This window comes from Marinobacterium sp. YM272, assembly GCF_050908845.1.
In the GTDB taxonomy this organism is placed as follows: domain Bacteria; phylum Pseudomonadota; class Gammaproteobacteria; order Pseudomonadales; family Balneatricaceae; genus Marinobacterium_D.
In genome coordinates, this window is record NZ_CP194171.1 from 184,445 (window position 1) to 204,476 (window position 20,032).

Genomic DNA, 20,032 nt, shown 5'->3' on the forward strand with positions numbered 1-20,032 from the left:
TCCTTTTATTTCTCGAACGCCAGATCCCTCAGGAAGAGCGCGATATCCGGGAAGAAGATCAGCGCAACAGCCACCGCCAGCAGAATAATAACGAACGGCGGTGTACCGCGAATTACCTCGATATAGGGGCGTTTGAACACCGCCATGGCGGTGAAGATGTCGCAACCGAAGGGTGGCGTTGCCGAGCCTATCGCCACCTGCAGGGTGATGATCGTACCGACCAGTACCGGATCAAGACCCACGGACTCAACCACCGGCGCAAAGATCGGCACCAGGATCAGAATCACGACGATCGGGTCGACAAACATGCAGCCGACAAAGAAGGAGATCGAGATAACGAACAGCACCCCGATGGCGCCCATCTCCGATACACCTACCGCACCAAGCAGTTCCTGCGGAATCCGCGCGAAGGAGATCACCCAGGAGAACGCCGCACCGGCACCGACCAGGATGAACACCACGCCGGTTATCAGGCCGGTGGACTTGGCAGTATCCCAGACATCGCGGACCTTGATGGCGCGGAAGACGATAACCTCAAGAATCAGCGCATAGAGCACACAGACCGCCGCCGCTTCGGTGGGGCTGAAGATACCGCCATAGATACCGCCAACGATGATCACCGGGAAACCCAGCGGCCAGACCGCCTGTTTCACGGCACTGAAACGCTCACCCCAGCTCGCTTTCGGCTCGGCGGGTACATTGTGGACCGTGGCGTAGATCATGCTGTAGATCGAAAACAGCACCAGAATCAGCAGACCCGGGCCGATACCGGCGATAAACAGCTCGGAGATCGAGGTGTTGGAAACCACACCATAAATGATCATGCCGATACTCGGCGGGATCAGGAAGGCAATATCACTGGCATTGACGATCAACGCCAGCACAAAGTTATCCTTGTAACCCGCCTTGAGCATGCGCGGGCGCAGCGGTGACCCCACCGCCACCACCGTGGCCTGGGTGGAGCCGGATACCGCACCGAACAGGGTACAGGCCGTGGCGGTACTGACTGCCAGACCACCCTTGATGTGACCGACGAAGCTCATCACCATGTCGATCAGTCGGTTGGCGGAATGCCCGCGGGTCATGATATCCGCAGCAAAAATAAACATAGGTACAGCAATCAGCGAAGCCGGCCGGATACCGGCCATAAACTGCTGCACCATGAAATCCATCTTGCCGATGCCGTTAAACAGATCGTAAAAACCGATAAACGCCCCGATAATCAGCGGGATCATCATCGGAAAGCCCAGCAACAACAGAATGATCATTGCCAGGAAAATGGTAGCTGCCATGATCGCGCCTCCTCCCTAGAGCTCAACTTCGGTGTCGTCGTATCCCTCGAGCACCTTGGTCGAGAGATAGATATCCTTCTCCACCAGGTTCTTGATCGCGGTCAGCGCATACTGCACCCCGGTCACGAAGAAGCCCACGGGCACCCAGAGGTAGATCCAGTAAACCGGTATCTGCAGCGCCGGCAGGATACGTCCCGAATCCGCCACCTTGCCGATGTACTTCACCGAGAAGTAACAGAGCGCGAACATGCACAGCGATGAAATCACGGCGATGCCCACCATGAACACTTTGCGCAGCGTGGTCGGCAGGGCATCGTAAATAGCCGACATGCGGATATGGCGCCCGTGGCGGGCGGCATAACCGACACCGGCAAAGGTGATCAGCACGATCAGGATGCGGTTGACCTCTTCGCTGAAGAACAGGCTCTCACCGAAGAGAAAGCGCCCGACAACGTTGGCGATGGTATTCAACGCCATCAGCAGCACACTCAGCGCCAGGCCGACCGCCTCCAGGCGGCTGATGATGGAATCGATGATACCGAGAATGCCGGGCAGGTCCGACGAATGCTCGTTATCCTGAGACTTGTCAGCCATGCCAGCCCTCCTTGGTAGTCAGTACAGTGGACATTGCATTGCTCCCGTTAACGAAAAGGGCCGGCCAGTCTGGCCGGCCCGTCGTCTTTTCACACGACCCCGGATTTACTGCATGACTGCTTCAAGGTCGGCTTTCATCTGCTCGAGAATCGCCTTGCCGCTGTCACCGGTCATCTCGATGAACTTGGCCTCAACCTGCTTGGCCGCAGCCTTGAACGGCGCGCGCTGCTCTTCGGTCAGAACCGTTACGCTCATTTCCGGCTTGGCTTCCTTCACCTTGGCGATCGATTCCTCATCCAGCCCATCCTGGTAATCGAGGATGTAATCGAAGGCCACATCGGTAGCGCTCTGGATCACCGCCTTGTCCTCATCGCTGAGGCCATCGTAGAAATCCTTGTTGGCCATCACCGCGGTGGTGAAGTTGCTGTGCCCGGTGTAGGTGATGTAGTCGGTCACCTCGTACATCTTGGTGGACTCGATAAAGAAGGCCGGGTTTTCCTGGCCCTGGATGATGTTGGTCTGCAGGCCGCCGTACACCTCACCCCAGGGCAGCGGGGTCGGCGTGGCGCCAAAGGCCTTGTAGGTTTCCACCAGCAGCGGGTTACTCATCACGCGAACTTTGACGCCGTCGAGATCAGCCGGGCTGGTCACCGGCTCCTGGGTGGTCATGGCGACCTTGCCTTCCGGGAACATGGTCAGCAGTTCAAGACCGTGATCGGCGTAAAGCGCCTTGAAGTCCTCGTTGATCGCCTTGCTGGTTTTGAAGAATTCGCCCAGATGCTCGGCATCGTTGGGCAGCAGGTAGGGTACGAAGAATACCTGAGCTTCCGGGATTACAGCACCGGTGAACCCCGGTGACTGGTCGACAAACTGCAGAATACCGGCCTGGGCCTGTTCCATGATGTCCGCAGACTCACCCAGGGTACCGTACGGGAACAGCTCGATCTCGTGATCTGAATTCTTCTCGATCTCCTCCTTGAACTTGGTCGCATAGACACCCTGTACATCGGTAAGCGCCTCCTCGAAGGCATAGCGCCAGGTATCTGCCTGCGCGGCGCCGGTGGTCATCACCAGACCCGCTATCACGCCGGCCAAATATTTCGGAGTGAGTGTTTTCTTCATCTGATATCCCTCTACTGGAAGTGGCTTATTCAATCTGTTGCGCATCAAACAGCGTCTGTCTACGCTGTGAAGACACCCGTCTCCTGATCCGCACGCTTCTATTCAACATACAACCTGACTTCGGTTTTTCAAGGCAGATGTATACATTTGCCTAAATTCGTACTACACATATAGCAAAAAAACCGCTAAACCATGCACAAAACACCCCACTTGTGTACATCTCAACCCTTTGCAACGTTTATGGGGGCACCACGTGGAACCTAGTCGTCGTCGTTTTGAAGCGAGTGAATACCTGGTTCGCCAGGCAAAGACCCGTAAATCAATGTTAGACCATGGCATCGACGTGCTTGTGATCGCCGATCCATCCAACATCTGCTGGCTGACCGGCTATGACGCCTGGTCGTTCTATGTGTATCAGTGCGTGGTGATCAGCGCCGACAGCGAACTGTTCTGGTTCGGCCGTGGTATCGACGCCCCGGCGGCTCATATCACCACCAACCTGCCGGAAGAGGACATCATCTACTACCCGGACCATTACGTTCAGTCCTCGGAGGTTCATCCCACCGAGTACCTGGCCCAGGTACTCAAGCATCGTCAGCTCGATACCGGCGTCATCGGCGGCGAGATGGACAACTATTACCAGACCTACCGTGGTATGCAGCGGTTGATTGAGTGCCTGCCGGACGCCGAATTTACCGATGCCACCGCGCTGGTGAACTGGCAGCGGGCGGTCAAATCGCCCATGGAGATCGAATACATGCGCCGCGCCGGCGCGGTGATCGAAGAGGTCTACAAGCGGGTACTCGACGTGGCCGAGCCGGGCCTGCGCAAGAACGACCTGGTGGCGGAGATTCTTCATGCCGGCACCAAGGGCACGGCTGAGGTGTACGGCGACTACGCGGCGATCCAGCCCCTGCTGGCGTCCGGCGCCGAGGCCAGCGCCTGTCACCTGACCTGGGATGATCAGCCGATCGAGAACAACACCGGCATGTGCCTGGAGCTGGCCGGTGTGCATAACCGCTATCACTGCCCGGTCAGCCGCACGCTCCACTTCGGCAAGCCGCCGAAAAAGTATCGCGACATCGAAGCGGTGATCCTGGATGCGGTCGAGATCGTGCTGGATATGTTCAGGCCTGGCGTCACCTGTGGCGAAGTGGCCACCGCGTTTACCAACCATATCCACAAACACGGCTATGAAAAGGACAACCGCTGCGGGTACTCCATCGGCCTGAGTTATCCACCGGACTGGGGCGAACGCACAATGAGCCTGCGTGATATCGACGACACCGAGCTTGAAGAGGGGATGTGCTTCCACTTCATGCCCGGCATGTGGTTCGACGACTGGGGCTTCGAGATCACCGAGAGCATGACGGTGACCCCCGACGGCGGCCTGGTGCTGTCGCACGTGCCGCGGGAGCTGTTCGTCAAAGAGTGACGGCGCACAGGAGTACCGCCTGACCCGTTCCACCCAAGAGAAATACCTGGAGCTGATTTATGCGACACAATCCGATCTCACCAACTATCGATTTCGACAAGGATGGGATCCAGCACGGCTACCTGCGCCTGCCCCACTCCCGGGATGACTCCGCCTGGGGCGCGGTGATGATTCCGGTCACCCAGTTCAAGAACGGCGAGGGTCCCACCGCGCTGATGACCGGCGGCAACCACGGCGATGAGTACGAGGGCCCCATCGCCCTCTACAACTTTGCCAGCCGTACCGATATCGACAACTTCCACGGCCGCGTCATCGTCATTCCCGCGATGAACTTCCCGGCGTTTCAGGCCGCCACCCGCACCTCCCCGGTGGACCAGTTGAATCTGAACCGCATCTTCCCCGGCCGCCCGGATGGCAGCCTGTCCCAGGTAATCGCGGACTACTTCTCTCGCACCCTGGTACCGATGGCGGACTATGTGCTGGATATCCACTCCGGCGGCAAGACGCTGGACTTTGTGCCGTTCGCCGCCTCCCATATTCTCGATAACAAAGAGCAGCAGAGCGCCTGCGAGGCAGCGGCCAAGGCGTTCGGCGCCCCGCATTATCTGCAGATGCTTGAAATCGACGCCGCCGGCCTCTACGACACCATGGTGGAGGAAGCCGGCAAGGTGTTCGTCACCACGGAACTCGGCGGGGGCGGCACCAGCACCCCGTACACCGTGGAGATCGCCCGCCGTGGTGTGGATAACTTTCTGATCCATGCGGGGATTCTCAACGCTGATCCGACTATGCCGAAGCACGATAGCGTCAGCCTGGATATGCCGGACTTCCGCTCCTTCATCTTCAGCGAGCACGCCGGTCTGGTTGAGCCCTGCGTCGCCCTCGGCGATGTGATCCGCGAGGGCGACCTGGTGGCGCGCATCCACAGCATCGAGCGCACCTCGCCAGAACCGCCGGCGGAATACCGGGCACCGCGCGAGGGTATGGTGATCTGCCGCCACGTACCATCGCTGATCAAGATCGGCGACTGCCTGAACGTGATCGCCGAAGTGCTTTAAGAGACCTTTTATTTCAACCAGTTAAGCCCCCGGGCGAAAGTCTCTCCCGGGGGAAGTGCAAAAAAGAGAGTTTCTCCCCCAGACCGGCGGATTTCAGAAAACCTCTCGCCATTTTCTGACCCACAATGAGTTCATCGCAGTCTCCAGCGCAACAACGCAAACAGGAGGGCATGACTATGCTGTCAGTAAAAAAACGCCATGAACGCGACAACCTGCTCGACCGGCTGAACGATCCGACGCTGTTCCGTGAGTTCGCCTACGTGGACGGCGAGTGGCGCTCCGGCGATGGCGACGCCAAGATCGACGTATCCAACCCCGCCGACGGCAGTTGGCTCGGTTCCGTGGCCAGTCTCAGTGCCGAGCAGAGCCGCACCGCCGTGCAGGTGGCACACAAGGCCTTTGCCGACTGGTCGATGATGCTGCCCCAGGATCGCAGCCGCATTCTGCGTCGCTGGTACGACCTGATGCTGGAGAACAAGGAGGACCTGGCGCTGCTGATGACCCTGGAGCAGGGCAAGCCGCTGTCTGAATCCCGTGGTGAAATCAACTACGCCGCCGGCTTCCTGGAGTACTACGCCGAAGAGGGCAAGCGTCTCAATATCGAGAGCGTGATGTCCCATCTGGTTCACGCCGAGGTAGAGCTCTGGCGCGAACCGGTGGGCGTCGCCGCGCTGATCACACCCTGGAACTTCCCCTCCGCCATGCTGACCCGCAAGGCGGGCGCTGCGATGGCGGCCGGTTGTACCGTAGTCGCCCATCCGTCCTGGGAAACCCCGTTCTCGGCGCTGGCCCTGGCAGAGCTGGCGGAGCGCGCCGGCGTGCCCGCCGGTGTTTTCAACGTCATCACCGGCGAAGCGCCCACCGTGGTCAAACCCTGGACCGAGATGCCTGAGGTACGCGCCCTGTCGTTCACCGGCTCCACCGAGATCGGCAAGCTGCTCTATCGCCAGAGCGCCGACACGGTGAAACGCCTGGTGCTGGAACTGGGCGGCCATGCGCCTTTCCTGGTGTTTGCCGATGCGGATCTGGATCACGCCGTGGAGTGCGCCATTGACGCCAAGTTCGCGACCTCCGGGCAGGACTGCCTGGCCGCCAACCGCATCCTGGTGGAACGCCCGGTGTACGAGGAGTTCTGCCAGCGCTTCGCCGAGAAAACCGCCGCGCTCAGCGTCGGCCCCGGTATCGAGGATCCGGTGATCGGTCCGCTGATGAACGAGAAGGCGGTGGCGAAACAGCAGGAGCACGTCAGCGATGCGCTGGAGAAAGGCGCCCGCGTGCTCACCGGCGGCAATATCCACAAGGCCGGCCCGCTGTTTTTTGAACCCACCGTGCTGGCCGACGTGCCCACCGGCGCGAAGATTTTCCACGAGGAAACCTTTGGCCCCGTGGCCGCCATCGCCCCGTTCGATTCCGAAGCGGAAGCGATCGCTCGCGCCAACGACACCGAGTACGGTCTGGTCAGCTACGTTCATACCGAAAGCGCCCATCGCATCTATCGCCTCACCCGGGCGCTGCAGTACGGCATGGTCGCAGTAAACCGCACCAAGGTAACCGGTGCGCCCATCCCCTTTGGCGGGATGAAACAGTCCGGGATCGGCCGTGAAGGCGCGCGCCAGGGCATCGAAGCATTTACTGAAATTAAATATGTCTGCCGGGACTTTTAAGGGCCGGACACTGAGGAGGTAGCTATGACTGATATCAACACACTGGAAAGCTGGGATCGCGAAAACTTCTTCCACCCCTCCACGCATCTGGCCAGCTTCGCGCGGGGCGATGCGCCCAACCGTGTCATCACCGGAGGCAAGGGCGTCTACATCGATGACATGAAGGGCAACACCCTGCTCGACGCCTTTGCCGGCCTCTACTGCGTCAACGTCGGCTACGGTCAGCAGAAGGTGATCGATGCGATCAGCAAGCAGGCCAACGAACTGGCGTACTACCACGCCTATGTGGGCCACGGCACCGAAGCGTCGATCACCCTGTCGAAGATGATCCTCGACCGCGCGCCGGATCATATGTCCAAGGTCTACTACGGCCTGTCCGGCTCCGACGCCAACGAGACCAATATCAAGGTGGTCTGGTACTACAACAACGTGCTGGGCCGCCCGCAGAAGAAAAAGATTATCTCCCGCTGGCGCGGCTACCACGGCTCCGGCCTGATGAGCGGCTCGCTGACCGGCCTGCACCTGTTCCACAAGCAGTTCGACCTGCCGCTGAGCCAGGTTGTCCACACCGAGGCGCCCTACTATTACGGCCGCCAGGACGACAATATGAGCGAGGAGGAGTTCTCCGCCCATTGCGCCAACGAGCTGGAAAAGCTGATCGAAAAAGAGGGTGCCGACACTATCGCCGCCTTCATCGGTGAACCGGCCCTGGGTACCGGTGGCCTGATTCCGCCGCCCAAGGGTTACTGGGATGCGATCCAGAAGGTGCTGAACAAGTACGACATCCTGCTGATCGCGGACGAGGTGGTGACCGGTTTTGGCCGCCTGGGCAGCATGTTCGGTTCCGAGCACTACGGCATGAAGGCCGACATCATCACCATCGCCAAGGGTCTGACCTCCGCCTATGCGCCGCTGTCCGGCTCCATCATCTCCGACAAGGTGTGGAAAGTACTGGAGCAGGGTACCGACGAGTTCGGCGTATTCGGCCACGGCTGGACCTATTCTGCGCACCCGATCGGCGCCGCCGCCGGTGTCGCCAACCTGGAACTGGTGGACGAACTGAATCTGGTCGGCAACGCCGCTGAAACCGGCGCCTACTTCAAGCAGGCACTGACCGAAGCGGTCGGCAGCCACAAAAACGTGGGCCAGGTGCGCGGCGAAGGCCTGCTGGTCGCCGTGGAGTTCGTCGAAGACAAGGCCAGCCGCAAGCGCTGGGACAACGTCGGCGCCGTCGGCGGCAAACTGGCTGCAGCACTGCTGGCCCGCGGCGTGATCGCCCGCGCCATGCCGCAGGGCGATATCCTCGGCTTCGCGCCGCCGCTGTGCATCAGCAAGGAGGAGTGCGACAAGGTCGTTACCGCCCTGCATGGAGCGATCGAGGAAGTTCTCGGTTAAGCTGTCTCACAACCGTTACCCAAGGGGGGCACGATGTGCTCCCTTTTTTCGTTCGATACCGGGTCGACATAGCTGCCGTCTAAACAAGGTTAATCAGGAGATTTCATGCACCCCATTCCGTTGATCGCCGATATCGATACCGACGAGCACCAGCTCTGGCTGGAGAGCCTGAACCGGGTACTGCCCGATCAGCAGGTTGTCGCGTCGGAAGCGATCGACGATAAGCAGGCAGAGAGCATAGAGTTCGCCATCGTTGCCAACCCGACTCCTGCGGAGCTGCGCCGCTTCCCGAACCTGAAATGGGTGCAGAGCCTCTGGGCCGGTGTGGAGAAGATGGTCTCCATGGCGGAGCTGGCCGAGATCCCGATCGTACGGATGAAAGACCCGGAGCTGGCACGCATCATGGCGGAAGCGGTGCTGACCTGGACGCTGTACCTGCACCGGCAGATCCCCACCTACCAGCGCCAGCAGGCCCAACACACCTGGAAGCAGCATATATACCTGCCACCCTCGCAAAAGCGCGTGGGCGTGCTTGGCACCGGCAAGCTGGGCCGTGCCGCCATAGCTACACTGCTAACCAGCGGCTTCAACGTATCTGCCTGGAGCCGCAGCCCGAAACAGATCGACAGGGTGGACCATTTTGCCGGCAGCGATGGCCTGGATAGGATGCTGCCGCACTGCGATATCCTGATCGCCCTGCTGCCGCTGACCGCTGAAACCCACAACCTGATGGATGAGCACAAGTTGTCGCGTCTCAAGCCCGGCGCCAGCATCATCAACTTCGCCCGTGCGCCGATTTTCGACTACGACGCCCTGTGCAGAAAGCTGGACGAAGGTCATCTGGATCACGCCGTTCTCGATGTTTTCAACCAGGAACCTCTGCCGGACAAGAGCCCGCTCTGGAGTCATCCCGCCGTCAGCGTTCTGCCGCATATTTCCGGCCCCACCGATATCGGCAGTGCAAGCCTGATCGTGCAGCAAAACGTGCAGCGCTATCTGCAGCACGGCACCCTTCCCGACGCCGTGGATTACCGGCGCGGCTATTAATCAGGTCCGCCAGGGTCTTTAATCGCCGCCGCCAAATAGCGCTCACGGCCGGGCGGGAACGGCGCTAGAATAAGCGCCACTTCCAACTTAACCGCATTCGTTTTTTCGAGGTATGTATGCCCAAGGCATCCGAACTCAAGCGTAACCAGGTCGTCGATATCGACGGCAAACTGATGGTCGTGCAGCAGATCGACGTCCGTAGCCCCACTGCCCGTGGCGCCTCTACCCTGTACCGCGTACGTTTCAGCCAGCTGCCCGGCGGCGGCAAGCATGAAGCCACCTACACCGGCGACGATATCCTCAAGGACGTGGCACTGGAGCGACGCACCGCGTCTTACCTGTACCGTGAAGACAACCTCTACTACTTCATGGATGCCGAGGATTACAGCCAGTACGGTATCGATGCGGATGCGATCGAAAGCCAGGTCCCCTTCCTGAGCGAAAACATGGAAGGGATCATGGTTTCCCTGGTAGATGGCCAGGCGATCTCGATCCAGCTCCCCGCCGTGGTGGTCATGGAAATCGTTGAAACCGTACCGGGCATGAAGGCTGCCAGCGCCACGGGCCGTACCAAGGCCGCCAAATTTGCCAACGGCCTGGAGATCCAGGTACCGGAATACCTGGAAGCTGGCGAGAAGGTGAAAATCAACACCGAAACGGGCAAGTTCAGCTCCCGCGCCTGACCCCTAACTCTCCCCCAGTTGCCAGCCCTGCTGCGCGATGCACTTACGGAAGGCACGCCAGCAGGTTTGCGCCTGGGCGGGGCTCATGCTCGTGCCGCAGGCGGCATAGCGGTCACGGTTAAAGCCCGCTTCCACCGGCGCCAGTGCCTCCGCCAGCCAGGGGTGGTCACTGCACACCCTGCGCAGCCAGAGGCTGGCCGTTTCATGCCGCACGCGCCCCTGCCCACGGCGAGACAGCCAGCTTTCCAGGGCTGCCAGCAGATGGGTCGCGGCCAGCTCCGGCGATTGCCGCAGGCGCCGCCGAAAGCGTCGCTCGAGCCAGTGATCACGCAGACTTTCCCGCTGCCACCAGGCCCAGAGCAACAGCCCCAGCACCAGCAGCACAACCAGCCCCAGGATCAGTTTTATCCACAGCGGCAGCTGCGCAAGCAGAATCAGTCCCGCCAGCAGAACGGCGATCATGGACAGTAACAGGGTCTCCATCAGACCTGTATCCGCCCGCTGCAGGCGCTGCTCAACATACTCAAGCGTCTGCTCCAGCCAGGATCTGGCCAGTGTGCCCGGTTCATCATTAACCGCAAACTGCAGCCAGCCCCGCTCCGGCAGGTACAGCTCTGCCCAGACCACAGCGTCGTCGCTGCTGATCTCCCAGGTACCGCTGATCGGGTGTTGGGTATCACCACGAAATCCGCTGACCACCCGGGAGGGAATACTCTGACAGCGCAACATCAGGGCAAAGGCCGTTATCCGCTGCATCGCTGTCAGGCCGCCACTCTGTAACTGCTCCGGTTGCAGGCTGAGCGTCGCCGCCCGATTGCCAGCGCCTGTCGATGCGGGCCGCTGTTCGAGCAGGTAGCGCTCGATCTCCCTCCCGGCCGCCAGGGGCGTACGACCAGCGACCAGCTGATCGCTCAGCGGGCAGAGCCCCAGGGCGGAGTCCGGCAGCTGCAGCCACTGGGCCGTACCCAGTGCATCCGGTGTCAGCCTGTGGCCATCGACTCGGCCCAGGACAGATTCAACCCGGTAGTGCAGCCCGGGCTGCAGTGCGCCCGGCAGATACAGATTACTCTGCCCGTCTGCACGGATAACCCGCGCCGGCAGCTCGACTCTCAAAGCCACCGGCGAGACCGGCAGCACAGCGGGCATCTCCTCGATAACCTCGATGCTCTGCACCTGGGCCGTGAAACCCGAAGGCCCGGGCCGTTCAAACACCCCATTATGCAGACGATAGAATCGATCGCCCGCGGCGCTGCCGCGACTCCAGATCTGGCCATTGAAATGATCGAACACCAGCGTCTGCAGCAACGGTCGCGACTCGCTATCCACCCTTAGCAACAACCTGGGCGGCTGGTCGTCCTGCTGACCAACCGCGCCCAGGACCGGTTCACTGGCCAGCGCTGGTGACGGAGACTGACCGCCACGACCGGTTCCCTGACCGCTTCCCGAGCCCGTCCCTGAACCACTTTGTCCGCCTGCTCCACGTTCCTGCTGATCGGCCATCGTTTCCCAGCTGCGGTTGCTGTAGGTGAATTCAGCGTCCTGGGGTATCAGCGACTTATAGGTGGGTTCCGGCTGCGGCAGCAGCCAGTAGATCAGCGCCGATAAGATGAGAATCGACAGTGTCACCGGTAGCACGGCCAGCGCACTGCCCCGCCCCCGGTATTGCGCCGCCTGCTGACGTACCCGGGCCTGCTGCATTTGCATCAGCACTCCCACCACACTGAGCAGATAGAGCGACAGCAACAGCTCAAAGTGGCGGGAATAGGTCGAGGCGTAGAGGATCAGGCCGATGGACGCCAGAATCAGCATGAATAGCTCGCGGCGACTGGTTAACGTGCAACTCAGGCCCAGCATCACAAAAAGGACGAACAGCAACATGCCGTTGAGCAGATCACCCCGCATCAAGACGGGCAGCGCCAACAGGCAACCCACCCCGACGATGACTCCCTTGAGCACCCGCACCCAGCGCGCCGGTGAGTGGTTGAACCTGTAACCGATCAACAGCGCCACCGCCGCCAGCAGAGAGACCAGGAACGCCGCCGCCGGGTTTGTCACCCATCCCGACGTCGCCACCGTCAGCATCAGCCAGAGTGCCACGAAGACACCACCGCTCAATCCAGCGTTCATGACGTAAACACCTCCGACAGATTGGTACCACGGCTGATCCAGTAAAGATCCGGCATTGCCGTGGGTCGTGGCGCCGAAGCCCGGGTGTCGGCGCGCTGGCGAAAGCTCGGCGCATCGAACGCGACCCGAACCGGTACCTGGTCGATATGTGACCCCTGTGCCGCTACGGCGGGAATGGCCGAGGGGGACTCAGCCGTATGAAACAGCCAGAGACGACCCTGGCGCCCGGCCAGTACCGCCGCCTGTTCCACCGCCTCGCGGTAGTCGCCGGGGCTGTCTGCCTCCACGCCGGCCAGGAACTCGAGCAGATGACGATAGTGGTGCCAGCCGCTGTCCGGCGCCAGCCAGCGCACACCATCGGACTGCTGGCAGAAAACACCGATCTTGTGACCGTTTTCGGTGGCATAGCGTGCCAAGGATGCGGTAATCCGCACGGCATATTCAAAGCAGCTCTCACGCCCGTGCCCCAGATTGGCGTCAGGGTTGGCATCGAGCACGACCACCAGTTCCGCATTCTCGATCTGCTCGTACTCGCGCACCACCCACTCGCCCCGCCGTGCCGACGCGCGCCAGTGGATATGACGCATACTGTCGCCGCGCCGGTAGTCACGCACCCCGGCAAAGGTGTCCTGCCCCCGGCTCGATGGCCCCACCTGATGGCTGTCGGTCGGGTAACCGGTGCGCCCGGCAAGTGTCAGCCCCTCGATAGGAAAGGTGGCCGGCAATACCCGGATTTCGGTTTGGCTGTCGCTGAGTGGCAGACTGACCCGCATCAGCGCCAGCGGAAACTCGGAGCTCACCTGCAGCGGACCGAGGCTGTGCACACCGCGACGCTCACAGGTAATGCGGTAGTTGAACTGCTGCTGACCACTCAGCCGGGCGATGAGTACCGGGTAGTCGGGCTGCTCCAGAAACGGCAGACGGTCGCGGACCTGCAGCATATAGCGGGCAAAAAACCCTTTGGCCTGCAGCCGCAGCGCGACCTCGATCTCATCACCCTCATGGCTTTCTGCCGGCAACTGCCGACTGACGCTGATACCGCGCACGTTACGTCGCGGCAACCAGTAGCCGGCGATCAGGGTTGCGCCGAGCAACACGCCGAGCTGATAAAGCCGACTTTCGCCGCTGTTCCAGGCCGCCAGCATGATAAGCAGGGATAAACTGCCCAGCCAAAAACCGGCGTGGCGCCAGATCCCTCTCAACGCCACCGGGCTCATAGTTTCTGCGCCGCGTTCAGAACCGGTGGCTCGACCTGTTTCAGAATCGCCCGCACCAGATCCGCCTCGCGGAGTTTTTTCATCCGTGCCGGCTGGGTCAGAATCAAACGATGCGCCAGCACCGGTTCGGCGACCTTGATCACCTGATCCGGCGTCACATAATCCAGTCCGTCGATCAGCGCCGCGGCCCGTGCCGCCTTCATCAACGCCAGCGCCCCCCGGGGACTGGCACCAAGCTCCAGATCCGGATGTTCGCGGCTGGCACGCACGATATCGGCGATATAGCCCAGCACCGGATCGGCGATATGCACCTGCTCCACCGCTTTTTGCAGTGCCGTCAGCTGGGCCATGGAGATCACCGGTTTCAACCTGTCGATGGGGTGCCCGGAAGACTGCTGCTTGAGAATCTCAATCTCCGATTTACGGTCCGGATACCCCATGGAGAGGCGCATGAAAAACCTGTCCAGCTGTGCTTCCGGCAGCGGATAGGTGCCGTGGTATTCCACCGGGTTCTGCGTGGCTATCACCATAAACACCTCCGGCAGGGTGCGGGTGACGCCTTCGGTGGTGACCTGGGACTCGGCCATACACTCCAACAGGCTGGACTGGGTGCGCGGGGAGGTACGGTTGATTTCATCGGCCAACAGCACATTGGTGAACACCGGCCCCGGCATGAACTCGAACCGGTGTTCCTGCTGATTGAAAATGGAGACACCGGTAATGTCTGAGGGCATCAGATCCGGTGTGCACTGAATGCGGTTAAAATCCAGATCGATACTGCGCGTCAGCGCCCGCGCCAGCATGGTTTTGCCCAGGCCCGGCACATCTTCCAGTAACAGATGACCCCGACAGATCAGAGTGATCAGGCCCAGGGTCAGCGTACGGTGTTTGCCGACGATGGCCTGCGCCATGTTGCTGTGTAACGCTTTAAAGCAGGTCAGGTGATCGTGCATGGTGAGCTCCCTCTACCAACAGGTAACACAGGAAGCTTGCACGCGGGCAGGGAAAACCCCGAGGCTGGACTGAGCAACGATCCCTGTGCTCAAACGATTAAGAACTTCCTGTTCCAGCCTTGGATTCTAAAATAATCAGCCGGGCAGTCAATGCGGCAAAATTGGTTAGACTGTTGCCACAACTCATATCCGGACGAAGAGGTTAAGACGATGCGCTGCCACGAAGTGGACTACGAAATTATCGGCTCGGAAATGCAACTGGTCGAAGTGGAGCTGGACCCGGGCGAAACCGTGGTTGCCGAAGCCGGTGCCATGACCTACATGGAGCAGCAGATCGATTTCGAAACCCGAATGGGCGACGGTTCCTGCCCCGACGAAGGCCTGATGGGCAAGCTGTTCTCCGCCGGCAAGCGGATGTTCACCGGCGAATCGATCTTCACCACCCACTTTACCAATCGCGGCAGCGGCAAGCAGCGGGTCGCCTTTTCCGCCCCCTACCCGGGCAATATCGTCCCGCTCAACATGGCGCAATACGGCGAGAAGATCACCTGCCAGAAAGATGCCTTTCTCTGCGCCGCGCTGGGCACCCGGATCAGCATCGCCTTCAACCGCCGACTGGGAACCGGCCTGTTCGGTGGCGAAGGCTTTATCCTGCAGACACTGGAAGGCGACGGCATGGCCTTTATCCAGGCCGGCGGCACCGTGGTCAAAAAAGAGCTGAACGGAGAAACCCTGCGCGTGGATACCGGCTGCCTGGTCGGCTTTACCGAAGGGATAAACTACGACATCCAGCGTGCCGGCAACCTGAAATCGATGGTGTTCGGTGGTGAAGGCCTGTTCCTGGCCACCCTGCAGGGCACAGGCACGGTCTGGCTGCAGAGCCTGCCGTTCTCCCGTATGGCGGATCGCATCATCGCCAGCGCACCCAGTGCCGGTGGCAGCGACAAGGGCGAGGGTTCGCTGCTCGGCGGCCTGGGCCGGATGATCGACGGTCGTTGAACAAAGCTGCAAGGAGAATCCGGATGAGACGAGTCATCTTTTTTACCGGGGCCGGCATCTCCGCCGAGTCCGGCGTCCCCACCTTCCGCACCGGCTCCGATGCGGTATGGGAAAACCACTCGATCAACGATGTCTGTAACATCGACACCTTCGAGCGTAACTACGCGCTGGTGCACCAGTTCTATAACCAGCGCCGCACCGCGCTGGCTGGCGTTAAACCCAACCCGGCGCACCATGCCATCGCGGCGATCCAGCAGGCCCACCCCGACCGGGTGATCCTGATGACCTCCAATGTGGACGATCTGCACGAGCGCGCCGGCAGCCGCAACGTGCGCCATATCCACGGCAACCTGCTGGAGATGGTCGACCTGGAATCCCGCGAGATATTTCCGCTGGGCTACGAAGCGTTCGATTACGCCAGCCAACCACCCAAGTTCAAACCCAACGTGGTGTTCTTCGGTGAGATGGCACCGGTCTACCAGGAGCTGTTCGCGCTGATGGACAACCTGAGCGAAGAGGATCTGGTGGTTGTGGTCGGCAGCAGCGAAAGCGTTATCGCCTTCTGCGCAGAAGCCTACATGGGCAGCCAGGGTGCGGCACGCATCCTCTACGTGGATCCCTGCGAGAAAAGCGTCTACGACGGCAGGTCGCTGATCCCTTATGAGCGGCACTTCCGCACCAGCGCTACCGAGGCCTTCGCAGAAGGCGGCCACCTGATGGATAGGATCAAGCGCTGGCTGGATTGATGCAGCTCCGACTTTTGCCTAAGAGATATGGCATCAGGTCAACGGATATTGGTACCATCCTCGCCGCGGACGCAGCCCCTACCTGCGCCGTTTAATAGATGAAAATCGGATCTAGATGAAGGATTAGATAGATGAAAAAGAACATTGGCATTCTGGCGCTGGCCATGACAGCAACCGGCTTCGCCGCCTCCGCTAATGCCGCTGGCGGCTACATTTTTGGTGATGTGGGTCGATCCGATTTTGACCTTGGTAGTGGTGGTTCAGGTTTTTCGGTCGATGATACCGACACCTCTTACACCCTGGGTCTCGGCTACCGCTTTAACGACTATTTTTCCGCGGAGATCGGCTACGCCGACCTGGGCGCCGCGTCTGTTTCTACCGACGGACCGACCAGCGGTGACGTTCTCGGCATTAATGGAACCCTCAACGGCGATATTTCCGCAGACGCCACCGGCTTCCTGTACGGTGTTCGCGGTAACCTGCCGGTAACCGAATCATTCAACCTGTTTGCCCGTCTCGGCATGCTGCACTGGCAGTCTGACGCTGACGTTGATCTCACCGTTGATGGTACAAACATCAACGGCAGTGCGGAGCTGGATAACGGTACCGACCCGTACGTAGGCCTGGGCGCTGACTACTTCTTCAACGACAGCATTTCGGTCAATGCGCAGTGGAACCGTTACATGCTGGACGTGGCTAATGAAGACGTGGATATCGATACGCTGAGCCTCGGTGTCGCCTTCCACTTCTGATCCGTACGGACACCCTCTATAAAGCAAAAACCCCCGCCGGCTAACCGGCGGGGGTTTTCTTAACTGCATCCCGAAGGCTGGATCACTCCACAGTCGACTGACTGTCCAGGTAGGCCTTGTCAGAGATATTGGTCCACTTGCGAACCTGCTGCAGATAGGAGTTCTGGCTTTCCACGATCTCGGCGGTCAGAGGATCCTTGGCGGCTTCCTGCTTGAGCAGTTTTTCGGTGGCTGCACGCAGCGCGTCGATCACTTCCGGCGGGAACACCTTGTGAGTCACATCCGGGTACTCGTCCTTCATCTTTTCCCAGGCCAGGGAGTTCAGGTGCGTGCTCTGGCTGTACATGTCGTAGGCCGCGGTGCGCATCGCCACGCGCAGGATCTCCTGCAGATCTTCCGGCAGGCCCTCCCAGGTACGCTTGTTGATCAGGAACTGCACCTCGGCGGAAGGCTCCTGCCAGCCGGAGTAGTAGTACTTGGCGATACGGTGGAAGCCCATCGGCAGGTCCAGCGCGGGTCCGACCCACTCCAGCGCATCAATGGTGCCGCGCTCCAGCGAGGTGAACAGCTCACCCGGCGGGATGTTGGTAACGGCAACGCCGACTTCAGACATTACCTCGCCGGCAAAGCCCGGCGTGCGCATTTTTAGACCCTGCAGGTCATCGATGGAGTTGATCTCCTTGCGGAACCAGCCACCCATCTGGTTACCGGTGTTACCGCCGGGGAAAGAGAGCAGGTTATGCGGCGCATAGACCTTCTCCATCAGCTCCATGCCGCCACCGTAGTAGAACCAGGCGTACTGTTCCGGCGTGGTCATGCCGAAGGGTACGGTGGTGAAGTACATGGTGTTAGGTACCTTGCCCTTGTAGTAATAGGACGCGGTGTGACCCATGTCATACTGCCCCGCCTTCACCATATCGAAGATGCCGAACGGCGCCTTGTGCTTGTTGGAGGAGTCGATACGGATCTGCAGGCGACCGCCGGACATCTTCTCGGCCATCGCCGCCATATGGCGGGTGGTCTCACCGAGGATCGGCGTGTTGGGTCCCCAGGTTTCGGCCAGATTCAGCCGGTAGGTCGTTTCAGCCAGCGCCGAGGTACTGGCCAGCGACAGCAGCGCGGCAAGCGCCGCCGCCAACTTGAACGAGGCAAAGCGAATTCTCATTGTCGTCTATCCGTGTGCGTATGTGTCGTTTTTATGTCGAAAGGAGCCGAAGGATACTACCTTTTGCGGGCAAAGTTCTGAAGGGTTCAGGTCAGAATTTGAGCGATTTATAGCCCGGGCTGTGCGACCCAGAAGGCTGGGGCTAGAGATAAAAAAGGGGAAGCCGCTCAGTGTCCGCTTCCCCTTATACAACGAGCGGGATCGTTAGTCCCGTCCGCCGAGCGGAACCATAACGTGGGCATAGGGTGTACCTTTCCACATCACATAGGGACCGCCGTTATCCGGATCACTGGGGATGCCCTCAAGCAGCTCCGCGGGCAGGATAACCATCATATGCGGCCCCTCCCGAATAAAGTCGTCCGCATTGAAGCGGTCCGGATGATAGGGATCGGAATTACTGACGCCTCCCTCTGGACCGTCTCCCTGCAGCATGTAAGAGAAGCCGACCTGTTTCGCCTCATATGGGGCCTGACCGCCCACCGCCTGCATCATCTCCATCCAGACGGCGTCATTACACAACGGCGAACCATCATCCGGGAGCGTCTCGGGCAGGCAGACCCAGCCGTTGCTGCCCTCCGCCAATACCTCGCCCCGATACATCACCGTTGCACCGTCGCTTACGCTGGATGGCGCTGCCGAGCGCGCCAGTTCAATAAGAGCCTGATTATCTTCAGCTTGTGCTAACACCGGAGACAGGATCAGGCCAGTTACCACCAGTAACTTGCCGGTTAACCTGTTCATCTGCGTCGCCTTTTTTATTTACTGGGAATGTCTGTTACCGGCTGGGGACATATCCGAGCCAACCAGTAGGTCTTTTAGTTTAGACGATACTGAACTAGTCGATTGGCAAAGCCCTGGGAGATCAGTAACGCTAGATAGAGCCTTTCGCTTAGCGGCGCTGAGTGATCGGCCAAGTCATGGCCAGGAAACGCAGATCGACTATTCTACATCTGGGCTGCACTGACGCAGTGCCATGCAGAGATTCTGCTCCCGCAGAGAGCGATGAACCTGCGGACTATTCACCAGCTGATGGCCGCGTCAGGACGCGATCAGCGGTTCAGCACCGGCAGTTAAGGAGAACATTATGAAAAAGATTGCACTGGCTTTCGCGCTGACCCTCGCGGCCTCGTCCGCATCGGCAGGCCTGGTTGACCCGGACTGCAACGCAGAGAAGGTCGCCAAGGGCGCCATCGCCAAATCCACCATCGGTGTTGGCGGTCGTTGCACCCCCGCGGAGGCGGCCAAGGATATGGCCACTGAAAAGGTTGAGGATAAGCTGCCGGATGGCGATGGCAAGGTGATGGACAAGCTCGATCATAAGGACGAGCCCTCGGTGAAAAAGGCAGTTAAGAAAGCGATGGATTGAGGCCCACCACTCAGTAGAAACGATCGCCGGACGGACAGATTATTCGGGGCTCAACTGAGCCCCGATCACCGGGTGCAGGCGGACCAGTTGCCACGCCTGCAGGAATTACCCGGCTTTGCCTCGCCCTTATTAAGGCTGACTGGTACTCGTTTAGGCTCGCTGGTTATTATCCAAGCTCCCGCTTTGCTCTCTCGGGAAGAAACATCTGTACCAGGTTCATCACAACCGCTATCCAGAAAGCTAGGTAGGATATCCAAACCCGGGGACGCGAAGAGGTCTCCTTCACCGATGGTCGGATCATCGTTCGCGGCAGCTACACACCCGTGGCGAACGACGCCGCGAAGACTGCATCCTCTACTACCGAAAGAACCAGCCCATCGCGACAACACCTGCCCGAATCGTTTGGCGCAACCCTAA

At 60.1% G+C, this 20,032-nt stretch carries 18 protein-coding genes and 1 pseudogene; 11 read left to right on the plus strand and 8 right to left on the minus strand.

The window, feature by feature from the left end:
• Positions 1 to 5 precede the first annotated feature (5 nt).
• The 3 genes from ACQUQP_RS00930 to dctP form a co-directional block, all read right to left on the minus strand.
• Positions 6 to 1,292: a TRAP transporter large permease gene (locus tag ACQUQP_RS00930; protein ID WP_432696954.1), complete on the minus strand. Its 1,287-nt coding sequence runs from the start codon at positions 1,290 to 1,292 to the stop codon at positions 6 to 8.
• A 15-nt stretch (positions 1,293 to 1,307) separates the two neighbouring features.
• Complete coding sequence (locus ACQUQP_RS00935) at positions 1,308 to 1,886, minus strand: TRAP transporter small permease (RefSeq protein WP_432696955.1); 579 nt, start codon at positions 1,884 to 1,886, stop codon at positions 1,308 to 1,310.
• A 105-nt stretch (positions 1,887 to 1,991) separates the two neighbouring features.
• A complete protein-coding gene (gene dctP / locus ACQUQP_RS00940; RefSeq protein WP_432696956.1) occupies positions 1,992 to 3,008 on the minus strand; it encodes a TRAP transporter substrate-binding protein DctP in 1,017 nt (338 codons plus the stop codon).
• A gap of 253 nt (positions 3,009 to 3,261) precedes the next feature.
• Between dctP and ACQUQP_RS00945 the strand changes: the two genes are divergently transcribed.
• The 6 genes from ACQUQP_RS00945 (at position 3,262) to efpL (ending at position 10,290) form a co-directional block, all read left to right on the plus strand.
• A complete protein-coding gene (locus ACQUQP_RS00945) occupies positions 3,262 to 4,443 on the plus strand; it encodes a M24 family metallopeptidase (RefSeq protein ID WP_432696957.1) in 1,182 nt (393 codons plus the stop codon).
• Between the two features lie 59 nt (positions 4,444 to 4,502).
• A complete protein-coding gene (doeB, locus tag ACQUQP_RS00950) occupies positions 4,503 to 5,501 on the plus strand; it encodes a N(2)-acetyl-L-2,4-diaminobutanoate deacetylase DoeB (RefSeq protein WP_432696958.1) in 999 nt (332 codons plus the stop codon).
• A gap of 176 nt (positions 5,502 to 5,677) precedes the next feature.
• Positions 5,678 to 7,165, plus strand: coding sequence for an NAD-dependent succinate-semialdehyde dehydrogenase (locus ACQUQP_RS00955; protein ID WP_432696959.1), 1,488 nt, complete (start codon positions 5,678 to 5,680; stop codon positions 7,163 to 7,165).
• A gap of 24 nt (positions 7,166 to 7,189) precedes the next feature.
• On the plus strand, positions 7,190 to 8,560 hold the full coding sequence (locus tag ACQUQP_RS00960) for an aspartate aminotransferase family protein (RefSeq protein WP_432696960.1): 1,371 nt from the start codon (positions 7,190 to 7,192) through the stop codon (positions 8,558 to 8,560).
• Positions 8,561 to 8,665: 105 nt separating this feature from the next.
• On the plus strand, positions 8,666 to 9,607 hold the full coding sequence (locus tag ACQUQP_RS00965; protein WP_432696961.1) for a 2-hydroxyacid dehydrogenase: 942 nt from the start codon (positions 8,666 to 8,668) through the stop codon (positions 9,605 to 9,607).
• Positions 9,608 to 9,723: 116 nt separating this feature from the next.
• Positions 9,724 to 10,290: an elongation factor P-like protein EfpL gene (efpL, locus tag ACQUQP_RS00970; protein WP_432696962.1), complete on the plus strand. Its 567-nt coding sequence runs from the start codon at positions 9,724 to 9,726 to the stop codon at positions 10,288 to 10,290.
• A gap of 3 nt (positions 10,291 to 10,293) precedes the next feature.
• Here the strand turns inward: efpL and ACQUQP_RS00975 are convergent, their stop codons facing one another.
• Genes ACQUQP_RS00975 through ACQUQP_RS00985 form a run of 3 tightly spaced genes read right to left on the minus strand, consistent with a single transcriptional unit; the run spans position 10,294 to position 14,587 of the window.
• On the minus strand, positions 10,294 to 12,417 hold the full coding sequence (locus ACQUQP_RS00975) for a transglutaminase TgpA family protein (protein ID WP_432696963.1): 2,124 nt from the start codon (positions 12,415 to 12,417) through the stop codon (positions 10,294 to 10,296).
• Entirely contained in the window at positions 12,414 to 13,634 is a 1,221-nt protein-coding gene (locus ACQUQP_RS00980) for a DUF58 domain-containing protein (RefSeq protein ID WP_432696964.1), read from the minus strand. The genes ACQUQP_RS00975 and ACQUQP_RS00980 overlap by 4 nt, the downstream gene beginning before the upstream one ends.
• Positions 13,631 to 14,587, minus strand: coding sequence for an AAA family ATPase (locus ACQUQP_RS00985; RefSeq protein WP_432696965.1), 957 nt, complete (start codon positions 14,585 to 14,587; stop codon positions 13,631 to 13,633). The genes ACQUQP_RS00980 and ACQUQP_RS00985 overlap by 4 nt, the downstream gene beginning before the upstream one ends.
• Positions 14,588 to 14,797: 210 nt before the next feature.
• Between ACQUQP_RS00985 and ACQUQP_RS00990 the strand changes: the two genes are divergently transcribed.
• From ACQUQP_RS00990 to ACQUQP_RS01000, 3 genes are all read left to right on the plus strand, one after another.
• Complete coding sequence (locus ACQUQP_RS00990) at positions 14,798 to 15,586, plus strand: TIGR00266 family protein (protein WP_432696966.1); 789 nt, start codon at positions 14,798 to 14,800, stop codon at positions 15,584 to 15,586.
• Between the two features lie 23 nt (positions 15,587 to 15,609).
• Positions 15,610 to 16,332, plus strand: coding sequence for an SIR2 family NAD-dependent protein deacylase (locus ACQUQP_RS00995; protein WP_432696967.1), 723 nt, complete (start codon positions 15,610 to 15,612; stop codon positions 16,330 to 16,332).
• A 131-nt stretch (positions 16,333 to 16,463) separates the two neighbouring features.
• Positions 16,464 to 17,084, plus strand: coding sequence for a porin family protein (locus tag ACQUQP_RS01000; RefSeq protein WP_432696968.1), 621 nt, complete (start codon positions 16,464 to 16,466; stop codon positions 17,082 to 17,084).
• Between the two features lie 82 nt (positions 17,085 to 17,166).
• Here ACQUQP_RS01000 and ACQUQP_RS01005 read toward each other — a convergent pair whose 3' ends face one another.
• Together ACQUQP_RS01005 and ACQUQP_RS01010 are read right to left on the minus strand one after the other, a co-directional pair.
• Positions 17,167 to 18,249, minus strand: coding sequence for a TRAP transporter substrate-binding protein (locus ACQUQP_RS01005; protein WP_432696969.1), 1,083 nt, complete (start codon positions 18,247 to 18,249; stop codon positions 17,167 to 17,169).
• Positions 18,250 to 18,453: 204 nt separating this feature from the next.
• Positions 18,454 to 18,990, minus strand: a complete 537-nt coding sequence (locus tag ACQUQP_RS01010) for a hypothetical protein (RefSeq protein ID WP_432696970.1) — start codon at positions 18,988 to 18,990, stop codon at positions 18,454 to 18,456.
• A 343-nt stretch (positions 18,991 to 19,333) separates the two neighbouring features.
• Here ACQUQP_RS01010 and ACQUQP_RS01015 point away from each other — a divergent pair, with 343 nt between their 5' ends.
• On the plus strand, positions 19,334 to 19,615 hold the full coding sequence (locus ACQUQP_RS01015; protein WP_432696971.1) for a hypothetical protein: 282 nt from the start codon (positions 19,334 to 19,336) through the stop codon (positions 19,613 to 19,615).
• 128 nt (positions 19,616 to 19,743) lie between these two features.
• A pseudogene (locus ACQUQP_RS01020) lies at positions 19,744 to 20,012 on the plus strand (hypothetical protein); the annotation flags it as partial.
• Positions 20,013 to 20,032: the final 20 nt, after the last annotated feature.

Coding starts and splice junctions, on each gene's coding strand:
- ACQUQP_RS00930 (WP_432696954.1), bottom strand. CDS start 1,292: ATGGCAGCTACCATTTTCCTGGCAATGATCATTCTGTTGTTGCTGGGC.
- ACQUQP_RS00935 (WP_432696955.1), bottom strand. CDS start 1,886: ATGGCTGACAAGTCTCAGGATAACGAGCATTCGTCGGACCTGCCCGGC.
- dctP (WP_432696956.1), bottom strand. CDS start 3,008: ATGAAGAAAACACTCACTCCGAAATATTTGGCCGGCGTGATAGCGGGT.
- doeB (WP_432696958.1), top strand. CDS start 4,503: ATGCGACACAATCCGATCTCACCAACTATCGATTTCGACAAGGATGGG.
- ACQUQP_RS00955 (WP_432696959.1), top strand. CDS start 5,678: ATGCTGTCAGTAAAAAAACGCCATGAACGCGACAACCTGCTCGACCGG.
- ACQUQP_RS00960 (WP_432696960.1), top strand. CDS start 7,190: ATGACTGATATCAACACACTGGAAAGCTGGGATCGCGAAAACTTCTTC.
- ACQUQP_RS00965 (WP_432696961.1), top strand. CDS start 8,666: ATGCACCCCATTCCGTTGATCGCCGATATCGATACCGACGAGCACCAG.
- efpL (WP_432696962.1), top strand. CDS start 9,724: ATGCCCAAGGCATCCGAACTCAAGCGTAACCAGGTCGTCGATATCGAC.
- ACQUQP_RS00975 (WP_432696963.1), bottom strand. CDS start 12,417: ATGAACGCTGGATTGAGCGGTGGTGTCTTCGTGGCACTCTGGCTGATG.
- ACQUQP_RS00980 (WP_432696964.1), bottom strand. CDS start 13,634: ATGAGCCCGGTGGCGTTGAGAGGGATCTGGCGCCACGCCGGTTTTTGG.
- ACQUQP_RS00985 (WP_432696965.1), bottom strand. CDS start 14,587: ATGCACGATCACCTGACCTGCTTTAAAGCGTTACACAGCAACATGGCG.
- ACQUQP_RS00990 (WP_432696966.1), top strand. CDS start 14,798: ATGCGCTGCCACGAAGTGGACTACGAAATTATCGGCTCGGAAATGCAA.
- ACQUQP_RS00995 (WP_432696967.1), top strand. CDS start 15,610: ATGAGACGAGTCATCTTTTTTACCGGGGCCGGCATCTCCGCCGAGTCC.
- ACQUQP_RS01000 (WP_432696968.1), top strand. CDS start 16,464: ATGAAAAAGAACATTGGCATTCTGGCGCTGGCCATGACAGCAACCGGC.
- ACQUQP_RS01005 (WP_432696969.1), bottom strand. CDS start 18,249: ATGAGAATTCGCTTTGCCTCGTTCAAGTTGGCGGCGGCGCTTGCCGCG.
- ACQUQP_RS01010 (WP_432696970.1), bottom strand. CDS start 18,990: ATGAACAGGTTAACCGGCAAGTTACTGGTGGTAACTGGCCTGATCCTG.
- ACQUQP_RS01015 (WP_432696971.1), top strand. CDS start 19,334: ATGAAAAAGATTGCACTGGCTTTCGCGCTGACCCTCGCGGCCTCGTCC.